Annotated in this window: 18 protein-coding genes and 1 tRNA gene; 11 read left to right on the plus strand and 8 right to left on the minus strand. The window is 65.9% G+C overall.

Features of this window, described 5'->3' with window-relative positions:
* Positions 1–17 precede the first annotated feature (17 nt).
* The 8 genes from FSV73_RS06245 to FSV73_RS06280 all read left to right on the plus strand — a co-directional run bounded on the left by FSV73_RS06245 (position 18) and on the right by FSV73_RS06280 (position 7,129).
* Positions 18–94: transfer RNA gene (locus tag FSV73_RS06245), tRNA-Arg, on the plus strand.
* Positions 95–237: 143 nt separating this feature from the next.
* A complete protein-coding gene (locus FSV73_RS06250) occupies positions 238–678 on the plus strand; it encodes an acyl-CoA thioesterase (RefSeq protein ID WP_145005449.1) in 441 nt (146 codons plus the stop codon).
* 2 nt (positions 679–680) lie between these two features.
* On the plus strand, positions 681–1,679 hold the full coding sequence (locus tag FSV73_RS06255; RefSeq protein ID WP_145005452.1) for a tRNA dihydrouridine synthase: 999 nt from the start codon (positions 681–683) through the stop codon (positions 1,677–1,679).
* Between the two features lie 154 nt (positions 1,680–1,833).
* The gene (locus FSV73_RS06260) at positions 1,834–3,837 is read left to right on the plus strand and encodes an FUSC family protein (protein WP_145005455.1); all 2,004 of its coding nucleotides are present in this window, start codon (positions 1,834–1,836) and stop codon (positions 3,835–3,837) included.
* Positions 3,824–4,027 carry a DUF1656 domain-containing protein gene (locus FSV73_RS06265; RefSeq protein WP_145005458.1) on the plus strand — a complete coding sequence of 68 codons (204 nt, stop codon included), beginning with the start codon at positions 3,824–3,826 and terminating at the stop codon, positions 4,025–4,027. The genes FSV73_RS06260 and FSV73_RS06265 overlap by 14 nt, the downstream gene beginning before the upstream one ends.
* A gap of 28 nt (positions 4,028–4,055) precedes the next feature.
* Positions 4,056–4,958, plus strand: a complete 903-nt coding sequence (locus tag FSV73_RS06270; protein WP_145005461.1) for an efflux RND transporter periplasmic adaptor subunit — start codon at positions 4,056–4,058, stop codon at positions 4,956–4,958.
* Positions 4,959–5,165: 207 nt separating this feature from the next.
* Positions 5,166–5,477 (plus strand): DUF485 domain-containing protein, encoded by a 312-nt coding sequence (locus tag FSV73_RS06275; protein ID WP_145005464.1) that lies wholly within the window; start codon positions 5,166–5,168, stop codon positions 5,475–5,477.
* Positions 5,474–7,129, plus strand: a complete 1,656-nt coding sequence (locus FSV73_RS06280) for a cation acetate symporter (protein ID WP_145005467.1) — start codon at positions 5,474–5,476, stop codon at positions 7,127–7,129. Before FSV73_RS06275 ends, FSV73_RS06280 begins: the two co-directional genes overlap by 4 nt.
* A 91-nt stretch (positions 7,130–7,220) precedes the next feature.
* Here FSV73_RS06280 and FSV73_RS06285 read toward each other — a convergent pair whose 3' ends face one another.
* The 3 genes from FSV73_RS06285 to FSV73_RS06295 are packed head-to-tail and all read right to left on the minus strand — an operon-like array spanning position 7,221 to position 11,103.
* Complete coding sequence (locus FSV73_RS06285; protein ID WP_186309168.1) at positions 7,221–9,482, minus strand: TonB-dependent receptor; 2,262 nt, start codon at positions 9,480–9,482, stop codon at positions 7,221–7,223.
* Positions 9,483–9,503: 21 nt separating this feature from the next.
* Positions 9,504–10,730 carry an MFS transporter gene (locus tag FSV73_RS06290; RefSeq protein WP_145005470.1) on the minus strand — a complete coding sequence of 409 codons (1,227 nt, stop codon included), beginning with the start codon at positions 10,728–10,730 and terminating at the stop codon, positions 9,504–9,506.
* Positions 10,714–11,103 carry a hypothetical protein gene (locus FSV73_RS06295; protein ID WP_145005473.1) on the minus strand — a complete coding sequence of 130 codons (390 nt, stop codon included), beginning with the start codon at positions 11,101–11,103 and terminating at the stop codon, positions 10,714–10,716. The genes FSV73_RS06290 and FSV73_RS06295 overlap by 17 nt, the downstream gene beginning before the upstream one ends.
* 137 nt (positions 11,104–11,240) lie before the next feature.
* Here FSV73_RS06295 and FSV73_RS06300 point away from each other — a divergent pair, with 137 nt between their 5' ends.
* Positions 11,241–12,212 (plus strand): helix-turn-helix domain-containing protein, encoded by a 972-nt coding sequence (locus FSV73_RS06300; RefSeq protein WP_145005477.1) that lies wholly within the window; start codon positions 11,241–11,243, stop codon positions 12,210–12,212.
* Positions 12,213–12,391: 179 nt separating this feature from the next.
* Complete coding sequence (locus FSV73_RS06305) at positions 12,392–12,550, plus strand: DUF3309 family protein (RefSeq protein ID WP_145005480.1); 159 nt, start codon at positions 12,392–12,394, stop codon at positions 12,548–12,550.
* 157 nt (positions 12,551–12,707) lie between these two features.
* Here the strand turns inward: FSV73_RS06305 and dacB are convergent, their stop codons facing one another.
* The 4 genes from dacB to FSV73_RS06320 form a co-directional block, all read right to left on the minus strand.
* The gene (dacB, locus tag FSV73_RS06310) at positions 12,708–14,171 is read right to left on the minus strand and encodes a D-alanyl-D-alanine carboxypeptidase/D-alanyl-D-alanine endopeptidase (RefSeq protein ID WP_145005484.1); all 1,464 of its coding nucleotides are present in this window, start codon (positions 14,169–14,171) and stop codon (positions 12,708–12,710) included.
* Between the two features lie 168 nt (positions 14,172–14,339).
* Complete coding sequence (locus FSV73_RS25530) at positions 14,340–14,489, minus strand: hypothetical protein (RefSeq protein WP_186309169.1); 150 nt, start codon at positions 14,487–14,489, stop codon at positions 14,340–14,342.
* Positions 14,490–14,515: 26 nt separating this feature from the next.
* Positions 14,516–15,169, minus strand: coding sequence for a hypothetical protein (locus tag FSV73_RS06315; RefSeq protein ID WP_145005486.1), 654 nt, complete (start codon positions 15,167–15,169; stop codon positions 14,516–14,518).
* A gap of 109 nt (positions 15,170–15,278) precedes the next feature.
* Positions 15,279–15,488: a cold-shock protein gene (locus FSV73_RS06320; protein WP_007159089.1), complete on the minus strand. Its 210-nt coding sequence runs from the start codon at positions 15,486–15,488 to the stop codon at positions 15,279–15,281.
* Between the two features lie 256 nt (positions 15,489–15,744).
* Here FSV73_RS06320 and FSV73_RS06325 point away from each other — a divergent pair, with 256 nt between their 5' ends.
* Entirely contained in the window at positions 15,745–16,596 is an 852-nt protein-coding gene (locus FSV73_RS06325) for a CvfB family protein (RefSeq protein ID WP_145005489.1), read from the plus strand.
* Here the strand turns inward: FSV73_RS06325 and FSV73_RS06330 are convergent.
* Positions 16,550–19,171: a ligase-associated DNA damage response DEXH box helicase gene (locus FSV73_RS06330; RefSeq protein ID WP_145005492.1), complete on the minus strand. Its 2,622-nt coding sequence runs from the start codon at positions 19,169–19,171 to the stop codon at positions 16,550–16,552. The two genes, FSV73_RS06325 and FSV73_RS06330, sit on opposite strands and share 47 nt — an antisense overlap.
* Positions 19,172–19,175 lie beyond the last annotated feature (4 nt).

The raw sequence follows: 19,175 nt of genomic DNA on the forward strand, positions 1-19,175 counted from the left end.
GCTAAACGCACCGAAACGCACTCGTAGCTCAGCTGGATAGAGTACTCGGCTACGAACCGAGCGGTCGGAGGTTCGAATCCTCCCGAGTGCGCCAAACATGAAGAAGGGCCTGCAGCGATGCAGGCCCTTTTTTATTGCCTGCGGATTCGTGCCAGTATCCGCGGTCGCCGGGTGTACCGAGGTCGCGTCCGACCCGGTCGCTGGTTTTTCCGATATCGCCCGCGAGAGGGTCGCATCATGCAGTGGGACAGACCGACTCCCCATCTCCTGCCGCTTCGCATCGCTGCCGAGCACATCGACGGTCTCGGCCATGCCAACAACGCCGTGTACGTCAGCTGGCTCGAACAGTGCGCCTGGCAGCATTCGGCGGCCCTGGGCCTGGACCTCGCCACCTTCCAGCGCCTGGATCGCGCCATGGCCGTGGTGCGCCACGAGATCGACTATCTAAGCAGTGGCTACCAGGGCGACGAGCTGGTGCTGGGCACCTGGCTGGTGGACTGGGATCGCCGCCTGCGCATGACCCGGCAATTCCAGCTGCAGCGTCCCGCCGATGGCGTGACCTTGCTGCGCGCCCGCACGACCTTCGTCTGCATCGAACTCTCGTCCGGCAAGCCCAAGCGCATGCCGGCCGAGTTCCTGGCCGGTTACGGCCAGGCGTTGCCAGGGGAGGAGGTCTGACCATGGAGATCGCCCTGGCGCCCATGGAGGGCCTGGTCGACGACATCCTGCGCGAACTGCTGACGGAAGTCGGTGGTCTCGACTGGTGCGTGAGCGAATTCATCCGCGTCTGTGACCGCCTGCTGCCGGCGGCGGCCTTCGCCAAGCTGGCGCCGGAACTGGAGCAGGGCGCACGGACCCCGTCCGGTACCCCCATGCGGGTGCAACTGCTGGGCTCGGATCCGGCCTGCCTGGCCGACAACGCGGCCTTTGCCTGCACCCTGGGCGCGCCGGTGATCGATCTCAACTTCGGTTGCCCGGCCAAGACCGTCAACAAGTCCCGCGGCGGAGCGGTGCTGCTCAAGGAGCCGGAACTGCTCAACCGCATCGTCGAGAGCGTGCGCCAGGCGGTGCCAGCGCATATTCCGGTCACCGCCAAGATGCGCCTGGGCTACGACAGCCCGAATGCCGCCCTGGCCTGTGCCGAAGCCCTCGCCGAGGGCGGGGCCGCTCAGCTGGTGGTCCATGCCCGCACCAAGGTCGAGGGCTACAAGCCGCCGGCGCACTGGGAGTGGGTGGCGCGGGTGGCGGACCGGGTGTCGGTGCCTGTGCTGGCCAATGGCGAGATCTGGACCCTGGACGACTATTGGCGGTGTCGCAGTGTCAGCGGCCAGGCCTCGGTGATGCTGGGCCGCGGCCTGGTCTCGCGACCGGACCTGGCGCTGCAGATCGCCGCGGCGGTGCGCGGCGAAGAGACCGCGGCGCAGGGCTGGACCGAGATCCTGCCGCGGGTGCAGCGCTTCTGGCTGATGGCGCAGCGCAAGCTGGCGCCTCGTTATGCGCCAGGCCGCCTCAAGCAATGGCTGGGCATGCTGACCCGCAGCTATCCCGAGGCCGAGGCGCTGTTCGCCCAGGTGCGGCGGGAATCCGATTGCGCACTGATCGACCGCCTGCTCGGCATGGCCGGCCCCATCCCGGCGAAGCTTGATCTGGATCAAGAGCCGGTCCCCCAAACCGCCTAGGCTGCGAAGGGTGATGACGGCGGAGCGTCGTCATCGCGCGCACGCAAGGCACTTCAGGCGACTCAGGGTCGCCTTTTTTTCGTCTGGCGCCCGGGCTGGAACTTAGCCGGCGCAGTGCGGCCTATGCTGCATCCCTGCCAACTCCAGAGCCCCCGTGCGTCTACCCTGGACGGTTTTCCTCGCACCCTCGCCCGCGGCCCTCGTCTTCGCCGGCAAGACCCTGTTCGCCGCGGGCCTGGCGCTCTGGCTGGCGTTCAGGTTCAGCCTGGAACAACCGGTCTGGGCCTGCATGACAGTGATGATCGTCTCCCAGCCGCTCTCCGGCATGGTGGTGGCCAAGGGGCTGTTCCGCCTGCTCGGTACCCTCGTCGGGACCTGCATGGCGGTGGTGCTCATGGGCTTCTTCGCCCAGACGCCCTGGCTGTTCCTGCTCGCCCTGGCCACCTGGATGGCGCTGTGCACGGCCGCCTCGACCCTGCTGCGCAACCACTTCGCCTATGGCTTCGTCCTGGCCGGTTATACCGTCGCCATCATCGGCCTGCCGGCCATCGCCCATCCGCTGACGGTGTTCGACCAGGCCGTCGCCCGCTGTACCGAGATTTGCCTGGGCATCGTGGTGGCCTCCGCCGTCAGCGCCCTGGTCTGGCCGCAGCGGGTGGAGCAGACCCTGGCGCTCCAGGCCCGACGGACCTGGGAGCAGGGGGTGGCCGCGGCGCGCGCGGAGCTGGCCGAGGCCCAGGAGGCGACCCAGGGCCTGCTGGCCATGCTCGGCCAGGTGGTCGCCGTGGATGCCCAGCGCGACCACACCTGGTTCGAAGGGCAGCGCGGGCGCCAGCGCGCCCGGGCGCTGCGCCTGCTCTCGCGGGACCTGCTCAGCCTGTTGCGCACCGCCCGGGGCGCCATGCGCCAGTGGCGAGGCCTGGACGCGTCGCGGCGCGCCGCCCTGCAGCCCTGGCGCGACGAACTGCTGGTGACCCTGGCCGACCCCCAGGTCCCTGCCCTGGAAGCCCTCCTGCAGCGTCTGAGGGCGGTTGCCGGTACCTCGCCGGCGCTCGACAACGACCAGCGCTACCTGCTCGCCCGCTTCGCCATCCTGCTGGACAAGATCCTGCTCGCCGGCCGCGCCCTGGACAGCGTCCATACCGCGCAGCTCAGCGCCGTGGCGCCCTCGGCGCTGGCGCGCCACCGCGACCTGCAGACGGCGCTGCTCTATGGCCTGCGCAGTGCCTGCGCGCTACTCGGGGTCGGGGTGTTCTGGCTGGCCAGCGCCTGGCCCTCGGCGCCCGGCGCCATGCTCATGGCCGGGGTGATCTGCAGCCTGTTCGCCAACCGCGACAATGCGGTCACCATCGGCCTCGGCTTCCTGCGCGGCATCCTCTATGCGGCGCCGGTCGCCATCCTCGTCAGCCAGGTGCTGTTGCCGCAGATCAGCGGCTATCCACTGCTGTGCCTGGTGCTGGGTGTACCGCTGTTCTTCGCCGCCCTGGGCATGGCCGGGCCGCCCGCGGTGGTGGGGACGGCGACCGCCTTCGCCATCCACCTGCTGGTGCTGATCTCGCCGAGCAACCAGGGGCACGTCGACATGGGCGCCTTGCTCAACCAGCTGCAGAGCCTGCTGATCGGCGTGGGCTTCGCCGTGCTGATGTTCCGCCTGATCAACCTGCGTACCCCGCGGCGCACCAGTCGCCGCATTCTCGAGGCCACCACCTATGACCTGCAGCGGCTGACCAGGGTCCCCCTGGCCAATGCCGAGACCTGGTTCGGTGGCCGCATGGCGGATCGGCTGCTGCTGTTGGCGCGCCACATCGAGCAGCTGTCGGTCGCGGAGCGCGGCCGTTGGGAGCAGGGCCTGCTGGCGCTCGACCTGGGTAACGAACTGCTGCACCTGCGCGCCTGCCTGGCAGGTGCCGAAGGCGAGGTGGCCCGGGCGCGGGACGCCTTCCTGGCGCGCTTCGCCGAGCAGCTGGCGGTCGGCTTCGGCGACCTGCATCCCGAGGCGCTGGCAGCGCCCGCGTGGCGCTTGCGCGAGGCGCTCGACCAGGCGCCGGACGATGAGCCGCATCGCCTCGCCCGCGGGGCCCTCGGCCAGCTCCAGCAGACCTGGCGCAGCTGTTGTCTGAAGGCGGTAGCGGAGGAGGGCGCGGATGAATCTGCATGAATGGGCCATCGGCGGGGTCTACCTCGGGCCACTGTTCGTCTATGGCGTGCTGGCGCTGGTGCTGACGGCGCTGTCGCTGTGGCTGCTGCAACGGGTCGGCCTGGGTCGCTACCTCTGGCACAGCGCCCTGTTCGGCTGCGCACTGTTCGTGCTCTGGCTGGCCGGCATCGTCGCCGTCCTGGCCACCTAAGACCCCTGACAAGAGGATCGACAAGGCGATGCACAAGACCCTGCGTGTGGCGATCACCCTGATCGTGGTGCTACTGGCGATACTGGCCGGCAGCTGGCTGTGGCACTTCTATCTCTACACGCCCTGGACGCGCGATGCGCGGGTACGCGCGGACGTGGTGGTGGTGGCGCCCGATGTGTCCGGCTGGGTGACCCGCCTGGCGGTGGGCGACAACCAGCTGGTGAAGCCGGGCGACCTGCTCCTGCAGATCGACCAGCAGCGCTACCAGGCCAACCTGGATCATGCCAAGGCCGTCGCGGCCACCCGCCAGCAGCAACTGCGCCTGCGCGAGAGCGAGGCCGCCCGGCGGCAGCGGCTGGGCACCAGCGCCATCAGCGCCGAGGATCGCGAGACCGCCGACGTCAATGTCGCCATCGCCCGCAGCCAGTACCAGGAAGCCCAGAGCGACGTGAACCTCGCCCAGATCAACCTGGACCGCAGTCGCGTCCTGGCGCCCCGGGAAGGACGGATCACCAACCTGAGGTTCGCCGAGGGCAACTATGTGCAGACCGGGCAGGCGGTGATGGCGCTGGTGGATACCCGGTCCTTCTACGTGATGGCCTACTTCGAGGAAACCAAGATCCCCCACATCCACCCGGGCGATGCGGTCCGCGTCCGGCTGATGAATCATGCCGCGCCGCTGCAGGGGCGGGTGGCCAGCATCAGCAGCGGCATCACCGATCGCAACGCGGCCAACGATGCGCAACTGCTGGCCAACGTCGAGCCCACCTTCAACTGGGTACGGCTGGCGCAGCGCATCCCGGTGCGCATCGAGCTGCTGGACGTTCCGGCGGAGATCCACCTCAGCGCTGGCATGACCGCCAGCGTGTCGGTCCTCGACGGGGCAGGGCACCACCCGCTGCAATGCTGGCGCCGGCTGTGGGATTACTGAACACGTCGAGGCAGGGCGCGGGCTGGAGTGGTGGGCGGGATTCAGCGGCGGGGTTTGCCAGGGGTGGCCATGCCAGCCGCGCGGGTGCTGCTCGGCGGGTGTCGGGTACAGCCGCTTTTCCAGTACGACTAAAGTCGTCTGGAAGCCTTGCAGGGCGGGCCTAGAGTAGGACTCGACGCTCCCGTCATGCTGTAAGGAACAACAATAATGAATGACAGCACCTACCGGCGGATTGAAGCCAGTCCGCGTTTCAAAGAACTGGTGGCCAAGCGCGAGCGATTCGCCTGGACGCTCTCGGCCATCATGCTCGGACTCTATGCCGCCTTCATCCTCCTGATCGCCTTCGCCCCCAAGGTCCTCGGTACCCGTATCCATGCGGAAACTGCCATGACCTGGGGCATTCCACTGGGCGTCGGCCTGATCCTCTCCGCCTTCATCCTGACCGGTATCTACGTGCGCCGGGCCAATGGCGAGTTCGATCGGCTCAACGGAGAAATCCTCCGGGAGGTGCAGTCATGAGACGTCTACTCCTGGCCAGCGGTCTGTTCGCGCTGTCGCCCGCCCTCTGGGCGGCCGATGCCATCAGCGGCGCGGTGCAGCGCCAGCCGCTGAACCTCCCCGCCATCCTCATGTTCGTGGCCTTCGTCGGGGCCACCCTGGGCATCACCTACTGGGCGTCCAAGCGCAACCGTTCGGCGGCGGACTACTACGCCGCGGGCGGTCGCATCACCGGTTTCCAGAATGGCCTGGCCATCGCCGGTGACTACATGTCGGCCGCCTCCTTCCTGGGGATCTCCGCACTGGTGTTCACCTCGGGCTACGACGGCCTGATCTACTCCATCGGCTTCCTGGTCGGCTGGCCGATCATCCTGTTCCTCATCGCCGAGCGCCTGCGCAACCTCGGCAAGTACACCTTCGCCGACGTGGCCTCCTACCGCCTCAAGCAGAAGGACATCCGGACCCTGTCCGCCTGCGGTTCGCTGGTGGTGGTCGCGCTCTACCTGATCGCCCAGATGGTCGGCGCCGGCAAGTTGATCCAGCTGCTGTTCGGCCTGGACTACAGCATCGCCGTGGTGCTGGTGGGCATCCTCATGGTGCTCTATGTGCTCTTCGGCGGCATGCTGGCCACCACCTGGGTACAGATCATCAAGGCGGTGCTGTTGCTGTCCGGGGCCAGCTTCATGGCCTTCATGGTGATGAAGCACGTCGGCTTCGATTTCAACCGGCTGTTCGCCGAAGCCATTGCCGTGCACCCGAAGGGCGAGGCCATCATGAGTCCCGGCGGCCTGGTGAAGGATCCGATCTCGGCCTTCTCCCTGGGCCTGGCGCTGATGTTCGGCACCGCTGGCCTGCCGCACATCCTGATGCGCTTCTTCACCGTCAGCGACGCCAAGGAAGCCCGCAAGAGCGTCTTCTATGCCACCGGCTTCATCGGCTACTTCTACATCCTGACCTTCATCATCGGCTTCGGCGCCATCCTGCTGGTCAATACCAACCCGGCCTTCAAGGACGCCACCGGCGCCCTGCTGGGCGGCAACAACATGGCCGCGGTGCACCTCGCCAACGCCGTGGGCGGCAGCATCTTCCTGGGCTTCATCTCGGCGGTGGCCTTCGCCACCATCCTGGCGGTGGTGGCCGGCCTGACCCTGGCCGGTGCCTCGGCGGTCTCCCATGACCTCTACGCCAGCGTGATCAAGCAGGGCCATGCCAACGAGAAGGACGAGATCCGCGTTTCCAAGATGACCACCGTGGCACTGGGCGTCGTCGCCATCGCCCTGGGGATCCTCTTCGAGAAGCAGAACATCGCCTTCATGGTGGGCTTGGCGTTCTCCATCGCCGCTAGCTGCAACTTCCCCATCCTGCTGCTCTCGATGTACTGGAAGCGCCTGACCACCCGGGGTGCCATGATCGGTGGCTGGCTCGGCCTGATCACCGCGGTGGCCCTGATGGTGCTCGGCCCGACCATCTGGGTGACCATCCTCGGTCATGCCAAGCCGATCTACCCCTATGAATACCCGGCGCTGTTCTCCATCGCCGTGGCCTTCATCGGCATCTGGTTCTTCTCCATCACCGACAAGTCGGCGGCTGCTGAGGAGGAGCGGGCGCGCTTCTACCCGCAGTTCGTCAGGTCCCAGACCGGTCTGGGTGCCAGCGGCGCCGTCGCTCACTGAGCTATTGGTCACAGAAGGGCCTTATCGCCCGGTCCCCGCAAGGGGACCGGGTTTTTGCGAATCTACCATCGCAGCCTGACAGTGTTCGTCATCAGTACTCCACGCTATAGCTGAGGGCAAAGGTACGACCTGCCGCGGGCAGACTGGAAATCCGGCCGTAGGTCGCTTCGGCCTGCTGGCCGTATACCGTCTTGTAGTCGCGATTCGCCAGGTTGTAGACGCCGAAGTCGACCTTGCCGCCGAACCAGGGGGCGTGCGCGAGGAGATCGATCACGGTATAGCCTTGGATCTTGGTCGCAGGATTGGCGCGGATGCCGGGGCTGACAGTAGCGGCCTGGGCATCGTCATAGGCGCGGTCACTGCCGCCGACGGTCAGGGCCTGAAGGCGTACGCCGTAGTCGTTGGCGAAGGTCCATTCGCTGTAGGTAGTGGCCTTCAGCGGCGAGACACGAAAGGCGTTGAGCTCCCGCCAACGGCCGGCCGCGTCTTGGTATTGCCCGCGGGTATAGGCCAGGGTGCCGCCCAGCGTCCAGCCTTGGGTAACCGAAAAACGCAGATTACCCTCAAGGCCCCAGATGCGCTCATCGGTGTCGGCTACCGAAACACTGAAATCCCGGTTGAATTGCACCACCTTGTCGGAGGTATTGTAGAACGCGGTGATTCCGGTACTCAGGCCTTTAGGATTGGCCAGGCGCCAGCCGAGCTCATAGTTGTTTACCTTGATCGAATCGATGTTCCGGCTGGCGATCACGAAACTGGCCGGCACATCCCTCAGCATGCGCTGGACATCGGGCAGGCTGAATCCTTGGGAAAAGTTGGTGAACAGCTGTTGGTCGTCGGTCAGCGCATACACGGCACCCAGGTTGAACAGGGTCTCACTGTGGCTTGCCTTGCCGCCTGCCAGGGTGAGTGGTTGATAACCGGCTACCGTCGACGCGGCCACAGCCTCGCCATAGGGGATGGAATCCTCTACCCGGTTGCCGACGGTTTCGCGACGTACGCCAGCCTGCAGCCTGAGGCGGTCGGTGAGTGAGTAGTCGCCCTGCAGGAAGAGGCCGGTCTTGTCCACCGTCACGTCCGGCCCCATCGAAGAGCGCGACGTCTCGCGGTAATTCAGGCCGTTGCTGGCGAAAAAGTCGTTGAAATCATAGCGCTGGCCAGCCTGGCGATCCCGCTCACGTTCGTGGTCGAGACCATAGGTCAGCCGTAACTCCCTGCCGAGCAGAGGTAACGTTTTTTGGAGCGCCAACCGTAGCCCCCAGACGTCGATATCGGTGCTCGACTGCATCACCACGTTACTGACGCCGCGGGGCAGGGCGGCGTTGGATACGCGACTGGCAAAGGGGAACCAGCGCGATTCCTCCTTGCGATAGTAGGCTTCGGCGGTCAATTGCTGGGCGCCGGGCAGATCGCGATGGGTGTACTGGAGGTTGGTACCGTAATGACGCGTTCGTGGCTGATCGTCGAGTTGGAGACCCGCTACTGCCCGGTGGCTGGGCTTGACGTTGGGGTTGAGCAGTACCGCTAGGTTGGGGCCGTAATCCGGACCATAGTCACTATCCTGCTCATCGTGGTAATAGCGTACTCCGGCGCTGACGAGCTGGTCGTCGTTCAGGTGCCAGGTCAGGCGACCGTTGACGTCCAGACTGGTGGTGTCCTGGCGGTCGGTCTGGGCGATTTCCGGACCTATCCGCTGCCCTCGAGCATCGCGGATTTCCCCCTGTTGGGTGTAACTCAAGCCGGCGAAGCCACTGAGCGGACCTCGCTGGAAGGCTGCCGTCTGCGCGGTTTCGTAGGCCATGGCATCGCCTGCCACATGACCAGGGGTGCGCAGACCGATGCGGGTGCTGAAGTCAGTTTTCGCGTCGTCGGCATTGCGGGTGATGATGTTGATCAGGCCACCGGTGGCCCCGGCACCGTAGATGCTGGTGGCACCAGAGATCACCTCGATGCGTTCGATCATCGCCGGGGTGACGCTGTTGAGCTGGCGAGCTCCGTCCCGTGAGCCGGTCAAGGGTACCCCATCGACCATGACCTGCACGGTACGGCCACGCATGGTCATGCCGTAGTTGCTGGTGGTCCCGCTGCTCGGGGCCAGGGATGGGATCAGTTGGCCGAGGATGTCGGCGGTCGAGCGACCGGCGGCCGCCTGCTCTTCGACCTGCGAGCGTTCGATGCTGTACACCGTGCCGGCGATGTCGGCGATGCTCTTGGCCGAGCGGGTGGCGGTTACTACCATCGGCCCTAACTCCTCCGGGTGGCTATCGTCAGACCGAGCTTCCTGGGCTAGGGCCTGGGTACTTACCGCCAGACTCAGTAGCGTGGCCTGCACGGATGCCGAAAGATGCCGCATGGTGTTCTCCTTTTGGGTGAGTTAGGCCTTGGCGAAGCCGGATGAGAGTTTTCGAATGACGGGCTTGCAGAGCAGCACGCTTAGCAGCGACAGGCCGGCAAGCAGCAGGTAGTAGCTGGGGTAGCCCAGGGCCTTGGCGAGAAAGCCGGAGAGGGAGCCCCCAACGAAGAACACCAGCAGCTCCATGCACACCAGCACGGTGAAATCCGTACCGGCCTGTTGGCGCGAACTGAGTTGCATGAACAGGGCGTAAAGGGCGGTCATCGCCATGTAGCGCAATGCCAGGATGGCCACTACCACCAGGCCCAGTGAGGTCATGCCGGTCAGTCCCATACCGCTGGCGAGCAAGGCAGCGAGCAGCAGATAGATGCCGCTGCGCCACCAGCCGGCGCGCAGCAGCAACCGCTCGGGCGATTCACGCTTCAGGGCCTTGCCGGTCAGCATGGCGGCCAACAGCCCGACTGCCGCGCCGGCTACCGACATCAGCACACCGATCCGCGCGAGCGACCACCCCTGATCGACCAGCAAGGGGGTGAGCATGGCCATGGCGGGCGCTTCGACGAACCGATAGAGCAGGATCAGTAACAGTGCCCAGCGTATTTCCACACGCTGGAAGGTGCGCAGGATGCTGGGGCGTGCCTGGGCTGCGGACGGCGCACGCTCGGCCACCAGCGCGACCGCCAGCATGGTCAGAGCAGCCAACGCGGCCAGCGTCAGCAGGGCGCTCTTCCAGTTGCTGGCCTGATACAGCCATAGCATGCCAGCACCGCCCAGCATGCTGCCTGAGGCGACGCCCATGCTTTGCATCATGCTGCCGAGGCGATGATCCTCGTTCGCCAGCGACTCCACCGTATGGCCGTCGATGGCGATGTCCTGAGTAGCGGCGAAGGTGGAGATCCACAGACTGATCAGGACGAAGGGCAGCAGGCCGTGGTCGAGACCGGCCAGCGCCAAGGCCAGCAGTCCGGCCACGAGGGCGGCCTGGGTCAGCCACAGCCAGGTACGTCGTCGCCCTAGGCTCCTCAGGTAATGGCGATCAACCAGCGGAGCCCAGAGAAACTTCAAGGCCCAGGGGAGGTACAGCAGCGACAGCATGCCGATCCAGCGCAGATCTACCTCCCGACTCCTCAGGATGGCCGGTAGCGCCACGTTGAAGAAGTAGAGGGGCAAGGCATGCGCCAGGTAAAGCACGGCGATGACCGTCAGGCCGAGGCGCGTCGCGGGAGAGTGATCACTGCGCGTTGGCATCTTTCACCAGGCGCTCGACGATCCACTGCAAACCCTCGAGGCGACTCAAGGTGACGAAGTAAGGCACGCCCCAGGCGGCCCTCAATGCCGGGGTGTCGAGTCGGTCGTGCTCTGCGGTGTCCTGGGCAATCCGTACCAGCCCCTGGCAGTAGGCTTGGAAACTTGCCCGGTGACGTCTGAACCAGCTGCTCTGCAAGGCGCGATAACCCCCGGCCAGGGTGGTGCCGGGGGGTGTGCTGGAGATGAAGTAGAACGGCTGGCGGTGGACGGTCAGATCGTGGATGTGGGCCAGCCAGCGTTGGATATCGGCGAGACTGACATGGTCCTGAAAGACGGCCTCCATGATGACCGTGTCTCTGAGCAGCAAGCCCATGTGGCACCTTTCCCTGGATTACCGCGCAGCATTAGGCCGCGCTCTTGATGCACATGAGAATAATTACTAATCAGGTTGCCTGCTTAGGGAGAAAGAAGGAAAAATTAGTCGTAACCAAACTTCCCATGGAGACCGTCATGACGGTCCTGACCTGTAGTGAATTGAGTCGTATAGCCGCTGGCCTGGGCGGCCAACTGCAGTTTGAGCGCGACGTACCCGGCGAGCGGCCGGTACTGGATGGTGAGCAACAGGTCCAGGTACTGAGCGAAGGCCTGGCCCTGTATTTCGGTCGGAGTCGCGATCTGGTGGATGGCAGCAGCCATCATCGGCTGGCGGCCGGGATTACCGCGGCGTTCCTGCTGGACGGGGAGGCCGAGGTAGGCATGCCGTGCCAGCGCTTGCACTTTGAGGCGCGGCGGGGCAGTCGGAGCGCCATGCTGGTCAACCTCACCGAGGCTGACCAGTTTCAGCGGTACTGGCGGAGTGGTCGTTCAGAAACCAAGGTCAGCGTCTGTATTCCGGCGGACTGGCTGCAACAGGTAGCCTTGAGCACTGCGTTCCGTACTGACAAGCTGCTGCGCTTCAGCCTTGGCCACTGGCAGAGATTGGCCTGGCAACCGTCAGCGGACATCGTCCAGCGCGCTCACGCGCTGTTCGTACCGGCAGTGGGAGCGTGCCCCTTGCTGCTGAGATTGCAGCGCGAAAGTTTTACCCTCGACCTGGTCAGTGACGTGTTGCACCAGATCGACGCCCCCGTCGAGCCGCGTCTTGGTGCGCGCCTCGCACAGTGCCTGTCGCGCTTGCAGGAGTGGCTGGACAGCGGCGAAGCGGATGGCTTGACCATCGGGGAGATGGCACACCAGCTCGGGACCAATGCAGTCGACCTGCAGCGCGCTTTTCGCGCCCGCACTGGCAGCACCATTGCCGCTTACCTGCGGCGGCAACGCCTGGCGCGGGCCTATCGAGCCTTGAATCAGCAGGGTGTCGAGCTAGAAGAGGTCGCCAGCCTGGCGGGATACGAACACCTCAGTAGCTTCAGCGCGGCCTTCAAGCGGGAGTACGGGGTATCCCCTTCACAGGTTCGCCGATGCTGTCGAGGATCGCAGTAGCCATTCCCATAAGGGATTTCCTTTCCAGGCAGGCATCACGACTTTCGCGTCTCCGGTGAAGAAAGCGGCAGGTAACGGGATTTTTCTCAACGGGGCGGCGGTCAACGTTTTAGGTCCGTCTCGGTGGAACCCTTCAGGTACACCGTGGTGGCACTTCAATCGGTATGGAGATACAAGAAATGGCACTGTCGACCATTCTAGTTCTGGTGCTGCTGGTCCTGCTCATCGGCGGACTTCCGGTGTTCCCGCATTCGCGCAGCTGGGGCTACGGCCCGTCCGGCATCGTAGGTGCCATCCTGGTCGTGCTGCTGGTGCTGCTACTGCTCGGGATGATCTAGGTCTGCGGCAGGTGAAAAACGCCCCGAAATGGTGCCTTGGACAAAGTTCTTGCCCATAGCGGTGCATCGGAGTAACGTCCGCTCTACGGCCTGCCTTGCCGAGTGATGTAAACAAAACCGGAGTCTGCGTGAGCAGCCTCCGGTTTTGTTTTGGGCGTCAGTTGGCCACCGCGCCGTCCTGGCGACTGCGCAGGTAGAGATCCAGCACCACCTCGTCCAGGATCGACGAGGCGCCCCAGGGCCGGCTGCTGTTGAGGATGGCGACCACCACCCAGTTGCGCGCATTGGCGTCCCGGACGAAGCCGGCCAGGGCCCGCACGTTGTTCAGGGTGCCGGTCTTCATGTGCGCCTGGCCGGTCAGCGGGGAGTTCTTCATGCGCTTGCGCAGGGTGCCGTCCATGCCCGCCAACGGCAGCGAAGAGATGAACTCCGGGCCGTAGGGACTCTGCCAGGCAGCGCGCAGGATCTCCGCCATCTCCCGAGCACTGACCCGCTCGGTCCGCGACAGCCCCGAACCGTTCTCCATGATCAGGTGACTGGCATTGATGCCCTTGCGCGCCAGCCACGAGCGGATGACCCGCAGCGCCGCCTTGCTGTCGTCCGCATCCGCCGAGGTGCGGAATTGCGCGCCGATGGAGAGGAACAGCTGCTGCGCCATGGTGTTGTTGCTGTACTTGTTGATGTCGCGAATGATCTCCACCACATCGGGGGAGAAGGCCCGCGCCAGCACCTCGGCATTGCGCGGCACGCTGCCTTCGCGGGTGCGGCCCTTGATGCTGCCGCCGAGCTCCTGCCAGATGGCTCTGACCGCGCCGGCGGTGTAGGCGGGATGATCGAGCAGCGACAGATAGCTCTGGGCGTTGCAACCATCCGGCAGCTGGCCGCTGACCACCAGGCTGGTGCTGCCATCGGCCTGGGGCACCGGGTTGAAGCGCACGTCAGGCCAGGCCGGGCAACCACTCTTGCCGGTCGCGCGCATCTGGTTGTCGATGTTGACGTTGGTCAGTGGTGGGTCCATGGACACGCTGACCCGACCGTCTGCCGAGCGCACCACCATGCGCACCGACTTGAGATTCACCAGCAGCGAATCCGGCCCCACCAGGAAGGTCTTGTTCTCGTCTTCACCGTCGTCGTTGAACGCCGGCAGGTCCGGCTTCACGAAGCGGCTGCGGTCCAGCACCAGGTCGCCAGTGACCTCCAGCACGCCGTTGGCGCGCAGGTCGCGCATCAGCAGCCAGAGCCGCTCCATGTTCAGCTTGGGATCGCCACCGCCCTTGAGGTACAGGTTGCCGTTGAGGATCCCGTCCTTGAGCGTACCGTCGGTATAGAACTCGGTCTTCCACTGGTAGGTGGGACCGAGCAGCTCGAGGGCGGCGAAGGTGGTGATCAGCTTCATGGTCGAGGCTGGGTTCACCGAGACGTCGGCATTGTAGTAGTCGTTCTCGCCGGGGCCGTCGAGCGGCAACATCACCAGCGAGAGATCGCTGCCGGGAATCTTGTTGGTCTGCATGGCCTTGTCGATCCGCGGCGGCAGGAAGGACGTATCGGCCTGGACGGGCAGGGAAAAACCCAGGGCGCAGCAGCTCAGCAGCAGGCCCAGGGATCGGAAGGGATTTCGCATCGGGACACACACCTTGGCAGGGTACCGGCCTAGTTGAAGAGAAAAGGGGCCGATAGACGTCGGAGTGTGGGCATTATGCAGTAAGGAGGGAGTGGCGAGCCAACCCCAGGCGCAGCGCTTGGCCAAAGAAAAACGACCGCCGTGGCGGTCGTTCTGAAAACGGTGGGATCAGTTGTAGCCCGTGGCGTCCTTGGTCCGGTCGGGGCTATTGGGCGAGGGCGGGTTGCGTCCGTCGTCGGTCTTGGCGTGCTCGCTGCGCAGGGGCTTCTCGTCCTTGGGCAGTTTGCGTTCGTCGGCTTTGCGCTGTTCTTCGGCCATGGGATCCTCGTCTGCGTGATTGCCGGTCAAGGTGTGACCTGCCCCGACGCGGAGCCGTTCCCGGCCGGCGAGGAGCGGTCGGCGAAGGCGCCACTGGCCTGCAATTGCTTCAGCGCATCGCTCACCTGCCGGCTGAAGGTCTCTTCGATGGCCGCTCCCGCCGTATGGCTGGCGGCCAGGGGCAGGAACCAGATGCCCATCCAGGTGCGCACCGAGGCCGCGTTCTTCGCGCGCGCGGGGGGCTGACCACCAGGGGACAGCCACTCGGCGGTGAGCACGTAGTCGTCCTTCGCGGTACCCGGTACCAGGAAGAAGGTCGCGCCGGTGATCAGGCCACTGGCGATGGCGGCGGCGTAGGAGGTGTCGTTGTAGAGCTTGAGGCGCAGCAGGGCGTCGTCGGGCTTGCCCGGCTCCGGCACCAGGGTGATGCGCTCGAAGAGGCCGGAGCGCTCCAGTACCTCGCGCAGCCGGGGCTTCAAGCCTTCGCGGGCGACGGCGATGGAGGTGGCGTCCTTGGCCTGGGCTTCGCCGCGGTAGAAGTTGAACTCCACCAGGACATTGGGGCGGTGTTGCTGGGCCTCCGGCGGGGCCCGGAAGGGCGTGGCCGGCAACTCGTCGCCGGGAAAGGCGGCACACCCGGCGAGCAGGGCCAGGCAGAACAGAGCGGCTAGTCTTTTCACGAAACGCACCTCATCCCTGGGTGACGATGGCGACCGGCAGCGCGGGGCTGACGTTCGAGCAAAAAAAAACCCAACCGAAGGGGTTGGGCTTTTTCGAGAAGGCGGGTGATTAGATCACCTGCACCTCATCGGCCTGCAGGCCTTTCTGGCCTTGCACGACCAGGAAGGAAACAGCCTGGCCTTCTTGCAGGCTCTTGAAGCCGTTACCCTGGATGGAGCGGTAGTGAACGAATACGTCCGGGCCGCTCTGGGGGGTGATGAAGCCGAAGCCTTTCTCGTCGTTGAACCACTTGACGGTGCCAGTTTGGCGAGTAGACATGGATTTCTCCTTGAACAAAGTTGGACAACGGCACTGGACCGCCCAGGCCGCGACTGAGTGCAAAGAGTCAAAGAACCGAGCCGTAAAGTGGATCGAGACGAACCAGGTCGATTTTCGGTACACGAGCAACACAGTGCGGGCACTCTAACCCTTTCCGTGACCCTGTGCGACTGTTTTTACGGTGAATTTTTGCTATCAAGACAGCGACTTTGATGGGCGCGGTAAAATGGTCAGCTTTCTACAGGAGTCTGCCTTCATGGCCTTGTTGGGTCGCTTCAACAGCTTGCAAATTCTGCGTAATACGCCCATCGGTCTGTTCCTCGATGCCGGCAGCGATGGCGAGGTCTTGCTGCCCCGTCGCTATGCCCCGCGCGACGAGTCCTGCGCCGAGGGCGAGTGGCTCAATGTCTTTCTCTATCTGGACAGCGAAGACCGCCTGATCGCCACCACCGAGAAGCCGCGGGTGCAGGTCGGCGGCTTCGCCAGCCTGCGGGTGGTCGAGGTCGGTCGCGTGGGGATCTTCCTTGACTGGGGTCTGCCCAAGGACCTGCTGCTGCCGCACTCCGAAGAGAAGCGGCCGCTGCAGGTGGGCGACCACTGCGTGGTGCACGTGCACCTGGATGCCCGTACCCGGCGGATCGTCGCCACCGCGCGGCTGGATCGCTACCTGGACCGCGAGCCACCGCGCTACAAGGCTGGCCAGCCGGTGCCCCTGCTGGTGGTCGAGCAGACCGACCTGGGCTACAAGGTGATCGTCGACAACAAGCACTGGGGGCTGGTGCACCGCAACGAAGCCTTCAAACCGCTACGGCCGGGTCAGCGTGAGCGCGGCTTCATCCGCGAGGTGCGGGCCGATGGCAAGATCAGCCTGACGTTGCAACCCCAGGGGGCGGCGGCCGGGGCCGATCTGGCCGAGCAGATCCTTGGCCTGGCCAAGGCCCGCGGGGGCGTGCTGGAGGTGAGCGATGCCAGCCCGCCAGAGCTGATCCATCAGCTGTTCGGCGTGAGCAAGGGCAATTTCAAGAAGGCCATCGGCCATCTCTATCGCCAGGGGCGGATCGTCATCGAGGACGACCGGATTTCTGTACCCGAGGACGCCGCGGACTAGCGCCGCGCCGCGGTGTCAGGTCGCTGTCGTGGCTGGGTTGCACCAGGGATTCGGGGTCGAAGGCCCGGGCGCGTTCGTCCGGGCCGGCTTCGCGTTCGAGGTCGCCGACCAGGCGGGTGATGCGATCCGCCAGCTTTTCCGAGCTCAGGCTTTCGCGCAGCCGCTCCACCATGAGCGGCAGGGCGAAGGGCGAGGGCCGTTCCAGCGCCACCAGGCGCAAGGGCAGGGCGCCAGTGCGCACCAGCGTCTGCTGGAGCCGATCCGCATCGAGTTCCTGGCGTAGCACCTCGGTCTGGGCCTGGCCGAGCAGCAGGTTGTCCGGATCGTACTGGCGAAAGACCTGGTAGAAGAGGCTGCTGCTGGCCTGGAGCTGGCGGTTGCTCTTGTGGGCACCGGGATAGCCGGAAAAGATCAGCCCGGAGATCCGCGCGATCTCGCGGAAGCGCCGCTGGGCGAGTTCGGCGGCATTGAGGCTGGCGAGGGTGTCGCTGACCAGGTCGGCGGTGCTGAACAGGCTGGCATCGAGCAGCTGCTCCCATTCCAAGCCGACCGGCGAGACCAGTTCCAGGCCATAGTCGTTGACGGCGATGGAAAAGGTGCAGGGGCGCCGTTGCGCCAGGCGCCAGGCCAGCAGGCTGGCCAGCCCGAGGTGGGCGTGGCGCCCGGCGAAGGGGTAGAGGAAGAGGTGCGAGCCCTCGCGGGATTCGAGGGTTTCGGCGAGCAGGTAGTGCGCACTGGGTAGCGCCGACCACTGGCGCTGGATATCCAGCAGTGGCTGCAGCAGGCGCAGTTCCGGACTCTCGTAGCGATTGGCCTCGGCGTCTTCGAGCAGTGCCAGGACATGCTTGGCGAGAGTGTCCGACAGCGGCATGCGGCTGCCGCTCCAGCGGGGGATGGCCGCCTTGCGCCCGCTGGCGCGACGCACGTAGACCGTCATGTTCTCCACCCGCACCAGCTCCAGGGTGCGGCCGGCGAAGAGGAAATGATCACCGGGCCGCAGGCGGGCGATGAAGCCTTCCTCGATATTGCCCAGGCGGTTGCCGCCGCCACCCTTGGACCAGAACTGCACGTTGAGGCTGGTTTCGCTGACGATGGTGCCGATACCCAGGCGATGCCGCTTGGCCAATTGCTTGTCGGGCACGCGCCAGATGCCCTCGGCATCCGGCTCGGCGCGGCGGTAGTCCGGGTAGGCGGACAGCGAAGCGCCCCCAGTGCGGACGAAGGCCAGGGCCCAGGCCCATTCGCCCTCGCTGAGGTCACGATAGGCCCAGGCGCTGCGGATCTCCGGCAACAGGTCGTCCGGCTGGAAGCCGCCGCCCAGGGCCACGGTCACCAGGTGCTGCACCAGCACGTCGAGGGGCTTGAGCGGGGCGCTGCGGGCTTCGATCTCGCCGGCGGCGATGGCGCGGCGGGTCGCGGCGGCATCCAGCAGGTCGAGGCTGTAGGTCGGTACCAGGGTGGCGCGGGAGGCGCGTCCGGGCGCGTGGCCGCTGCGGCCGGCGCGTTGCAGCAGGCGGGCGATGCTCTTCGGCGACCCTATCTGCAGCACCCGCTCCACCGGCAGGAAGTCCACCCCGAGATCCAGGCTGGAGGTGCAGATCACCGCCTTGAGCTGGCCGTCCTTCAGACCGGCTTCCACCCATTCGCGGGCCTGTTTCTCGATGGAGCCATGGTGCAGGGCGATCAGCCCGGCCCAGTCCGGACGCGCCTGCAGCAAGGCCTGGTACCAGAGCTCGGTCTGGGCGCGGGTGTTGGTGAAGACCAGGGTGGTGGGGCTGTCTTCCAGTTCGCGGATCACCTGCTGCAGCAGGCGCATGCCGAGATGGCCGGCCCAGGCGAAGCGCTCGACCCCGCCCTCGGGCAACAGGGTATCCACCTGCAGCCGCTTGTCCTGGCGGCCTTGCACCAGGTGCCCCGGGCCACCTGCCAGGAGCACGTCCAGCGCGTGGGCCTGGTTGCCCAGGGTCGCCGACAGGCCCCAGGTCTGCAGGCCCGGATTCCAGCGGCGCAGACGGGCCAGGGCCAGCTGCGTCTGGGTGCCGCGCTTGTTGCCGAGCAACTCGTGCCATTCATCGATGACCACCAGGCGGATGCTGCCCAGGGCCTCCTCGGCATCCTCGCGCGACAGCAGCAGCGAGAGACTCTCCGGCGTGGTCACCAGGGCGGTCGGCAGGCGGCGATTCTGCTTGGCCCGGTCACTGCTGCTGGTGTCGCCGGTACGCAGGCCGAGGGTCCACTCCAGCTCCTGGTCGAGGACCGGACGCTCCAGGGCGCGCAGCGTATCCGCCGCCAGGGCGCGCATGGGGGTCAGCCAGAGTACGGTGAGCGGCGGCGGTGCCTGCTTGCGCTTGCTGGGCAGCCCCTTGGCGGTGATCGGCTTGGGCGCGACGAAGGCATCCAGGGCGGCGAGCCAGACCGCATAGGTCTTGCCCGAGCCGGTGGTGGCGTGCAGCAGCCCGGACTCGCCGGCGGCGATGGCCTGGGCCACCTCGCGCTGGAAGGGAAAGGCCTTCCAGCCCTGGGCGGCGAGCCAGCGACTGCCGGGGCCTTTGCGCGTTCGCGGAGCGGTGGCCATCTGC

It is taken from the genome of Pseudomonas oryzihabitans, from assembly GCF_007665395.1.
Taxonomy (GTDB): Bacteria; Pseudomonadota; Gammaproteobacteria; order Pseudomonadales; family Pseudomonadaceae; genus Chryseomonas; species Chryseomonas psychrotolerans_C.

Bases quoted from the DNA above. Each gene is read 5' to 3' on its own strand.
- FSV73_RS06265 (WP_145005458.1), top strand. From the start codon at position 3,824: ATGAATCTGCATGAATGGGCCATCGGCGGGGTCTACCTCGGGCCACTG.
- FSV73_RS06300 (WP_145005477.1), top strand. From the start codon at position 11,241: ATGACGGTCCTGACCTGTAGTGAATTGAGTCGTATAGCCGCTGGCCTG.
- FSV73_RS06325 (WP_145005489.1), top strand. From the start codon at position 15,745: ATGGCCTTGTTGGGTCGCTTCAACAGCTTGCAAATTCTGCGTAATACG.
- dacB (WP_145005484.1), bottom strand. From the start codon at position 14,171: ATGCGAAATCCCTTCCGATCCCTGGGCCTGCTGCTGAGCTGCTGCGCC.
- FSV73_RS06330 (WP_145005492.1), bottom strand. From the start codon at position 19,171: ATGGCCACCGCTCCGCGAACGCGCAAAGGCCCCGGCAGTCGCTGGCTC.
- FSV73_RS06255 (WP_145005452.1), top strand. From the start codon at position 681: ATGGAGATCGCCCTGGCGCCCATGGAGGGCCTGGTCGACGACATCCTG.
- FSV73_RS06320 (WP_007159089.1), bottom strand. From the start codon at position 15,488: ATGTCTACTCGCCAAACTGGCACCGTCAAGTGGTTCAACGACGAGAAA.
- FSV73_RS06270 (WP_145005461.1), top strand. From the start codon at position 4,056: ATGCACAAGACCCTGCGTGTGGCGATCACCCTGATCGTGGTGCTACTG.
- FSV73_RS06295 (WP_145005473.1), bottom strand. From the start codon at position 11,103: ATGGGCTTGCTGCTCAGAGACACGGTCATCATGGAGGCCGTCTTTCAG.
- FSV73_RS06305 (WP_145005480.1), top strand. From the start codon at position 12,392: ATGGCACTGTCGACCATTCTAGTTCTGGTGCTGCTGGTCCTGCTCATC.
- FSV73_RS06285 (WP_186309168.1), bottom strand. From the start codon at position 9,482: ATGCGGCATCTTTCGGCATCCGTGCAGGCCACGCTACTGAGTCTGGCG.
- FSV73_RS06275 (WP_145005464.1), top strand. From the start codon at position 5,166: ATGAATGACAGCACCTACCGGCGGATTGAAGCCAGTCCGCGTTTCAAA.
- FSV73_RS25530 (WP_186309169.1), bottom strand. From the start codon at position 14,489: ATGGCCGAAGAACAGCGCAAAGCCGACGAACGCAAACTGCCCAAGGAC.
- FSV73_RS06250 (WP_145005449.1), top strand. From the start codon at position 238: ATGCAGTGGGACAGACCGACTCCCCATCTCCTGCCGCTTCGCATCGCT.
- FSV73_RS06280 (WP_145005467.1), top strand. From the start codon at position 5,474: ATGAGACGTCTACTCCTGGCCAGCGGTCTGTTCGCGCTGTCGCCCGCC.
- FSV73_RS06290 (WP_145005470.1), bottom strand. From the start codon at position 10,730: ATGCCAACGCGCAGTGATCACTCTCCCGCGACGCGCCTCGGCCTGACG.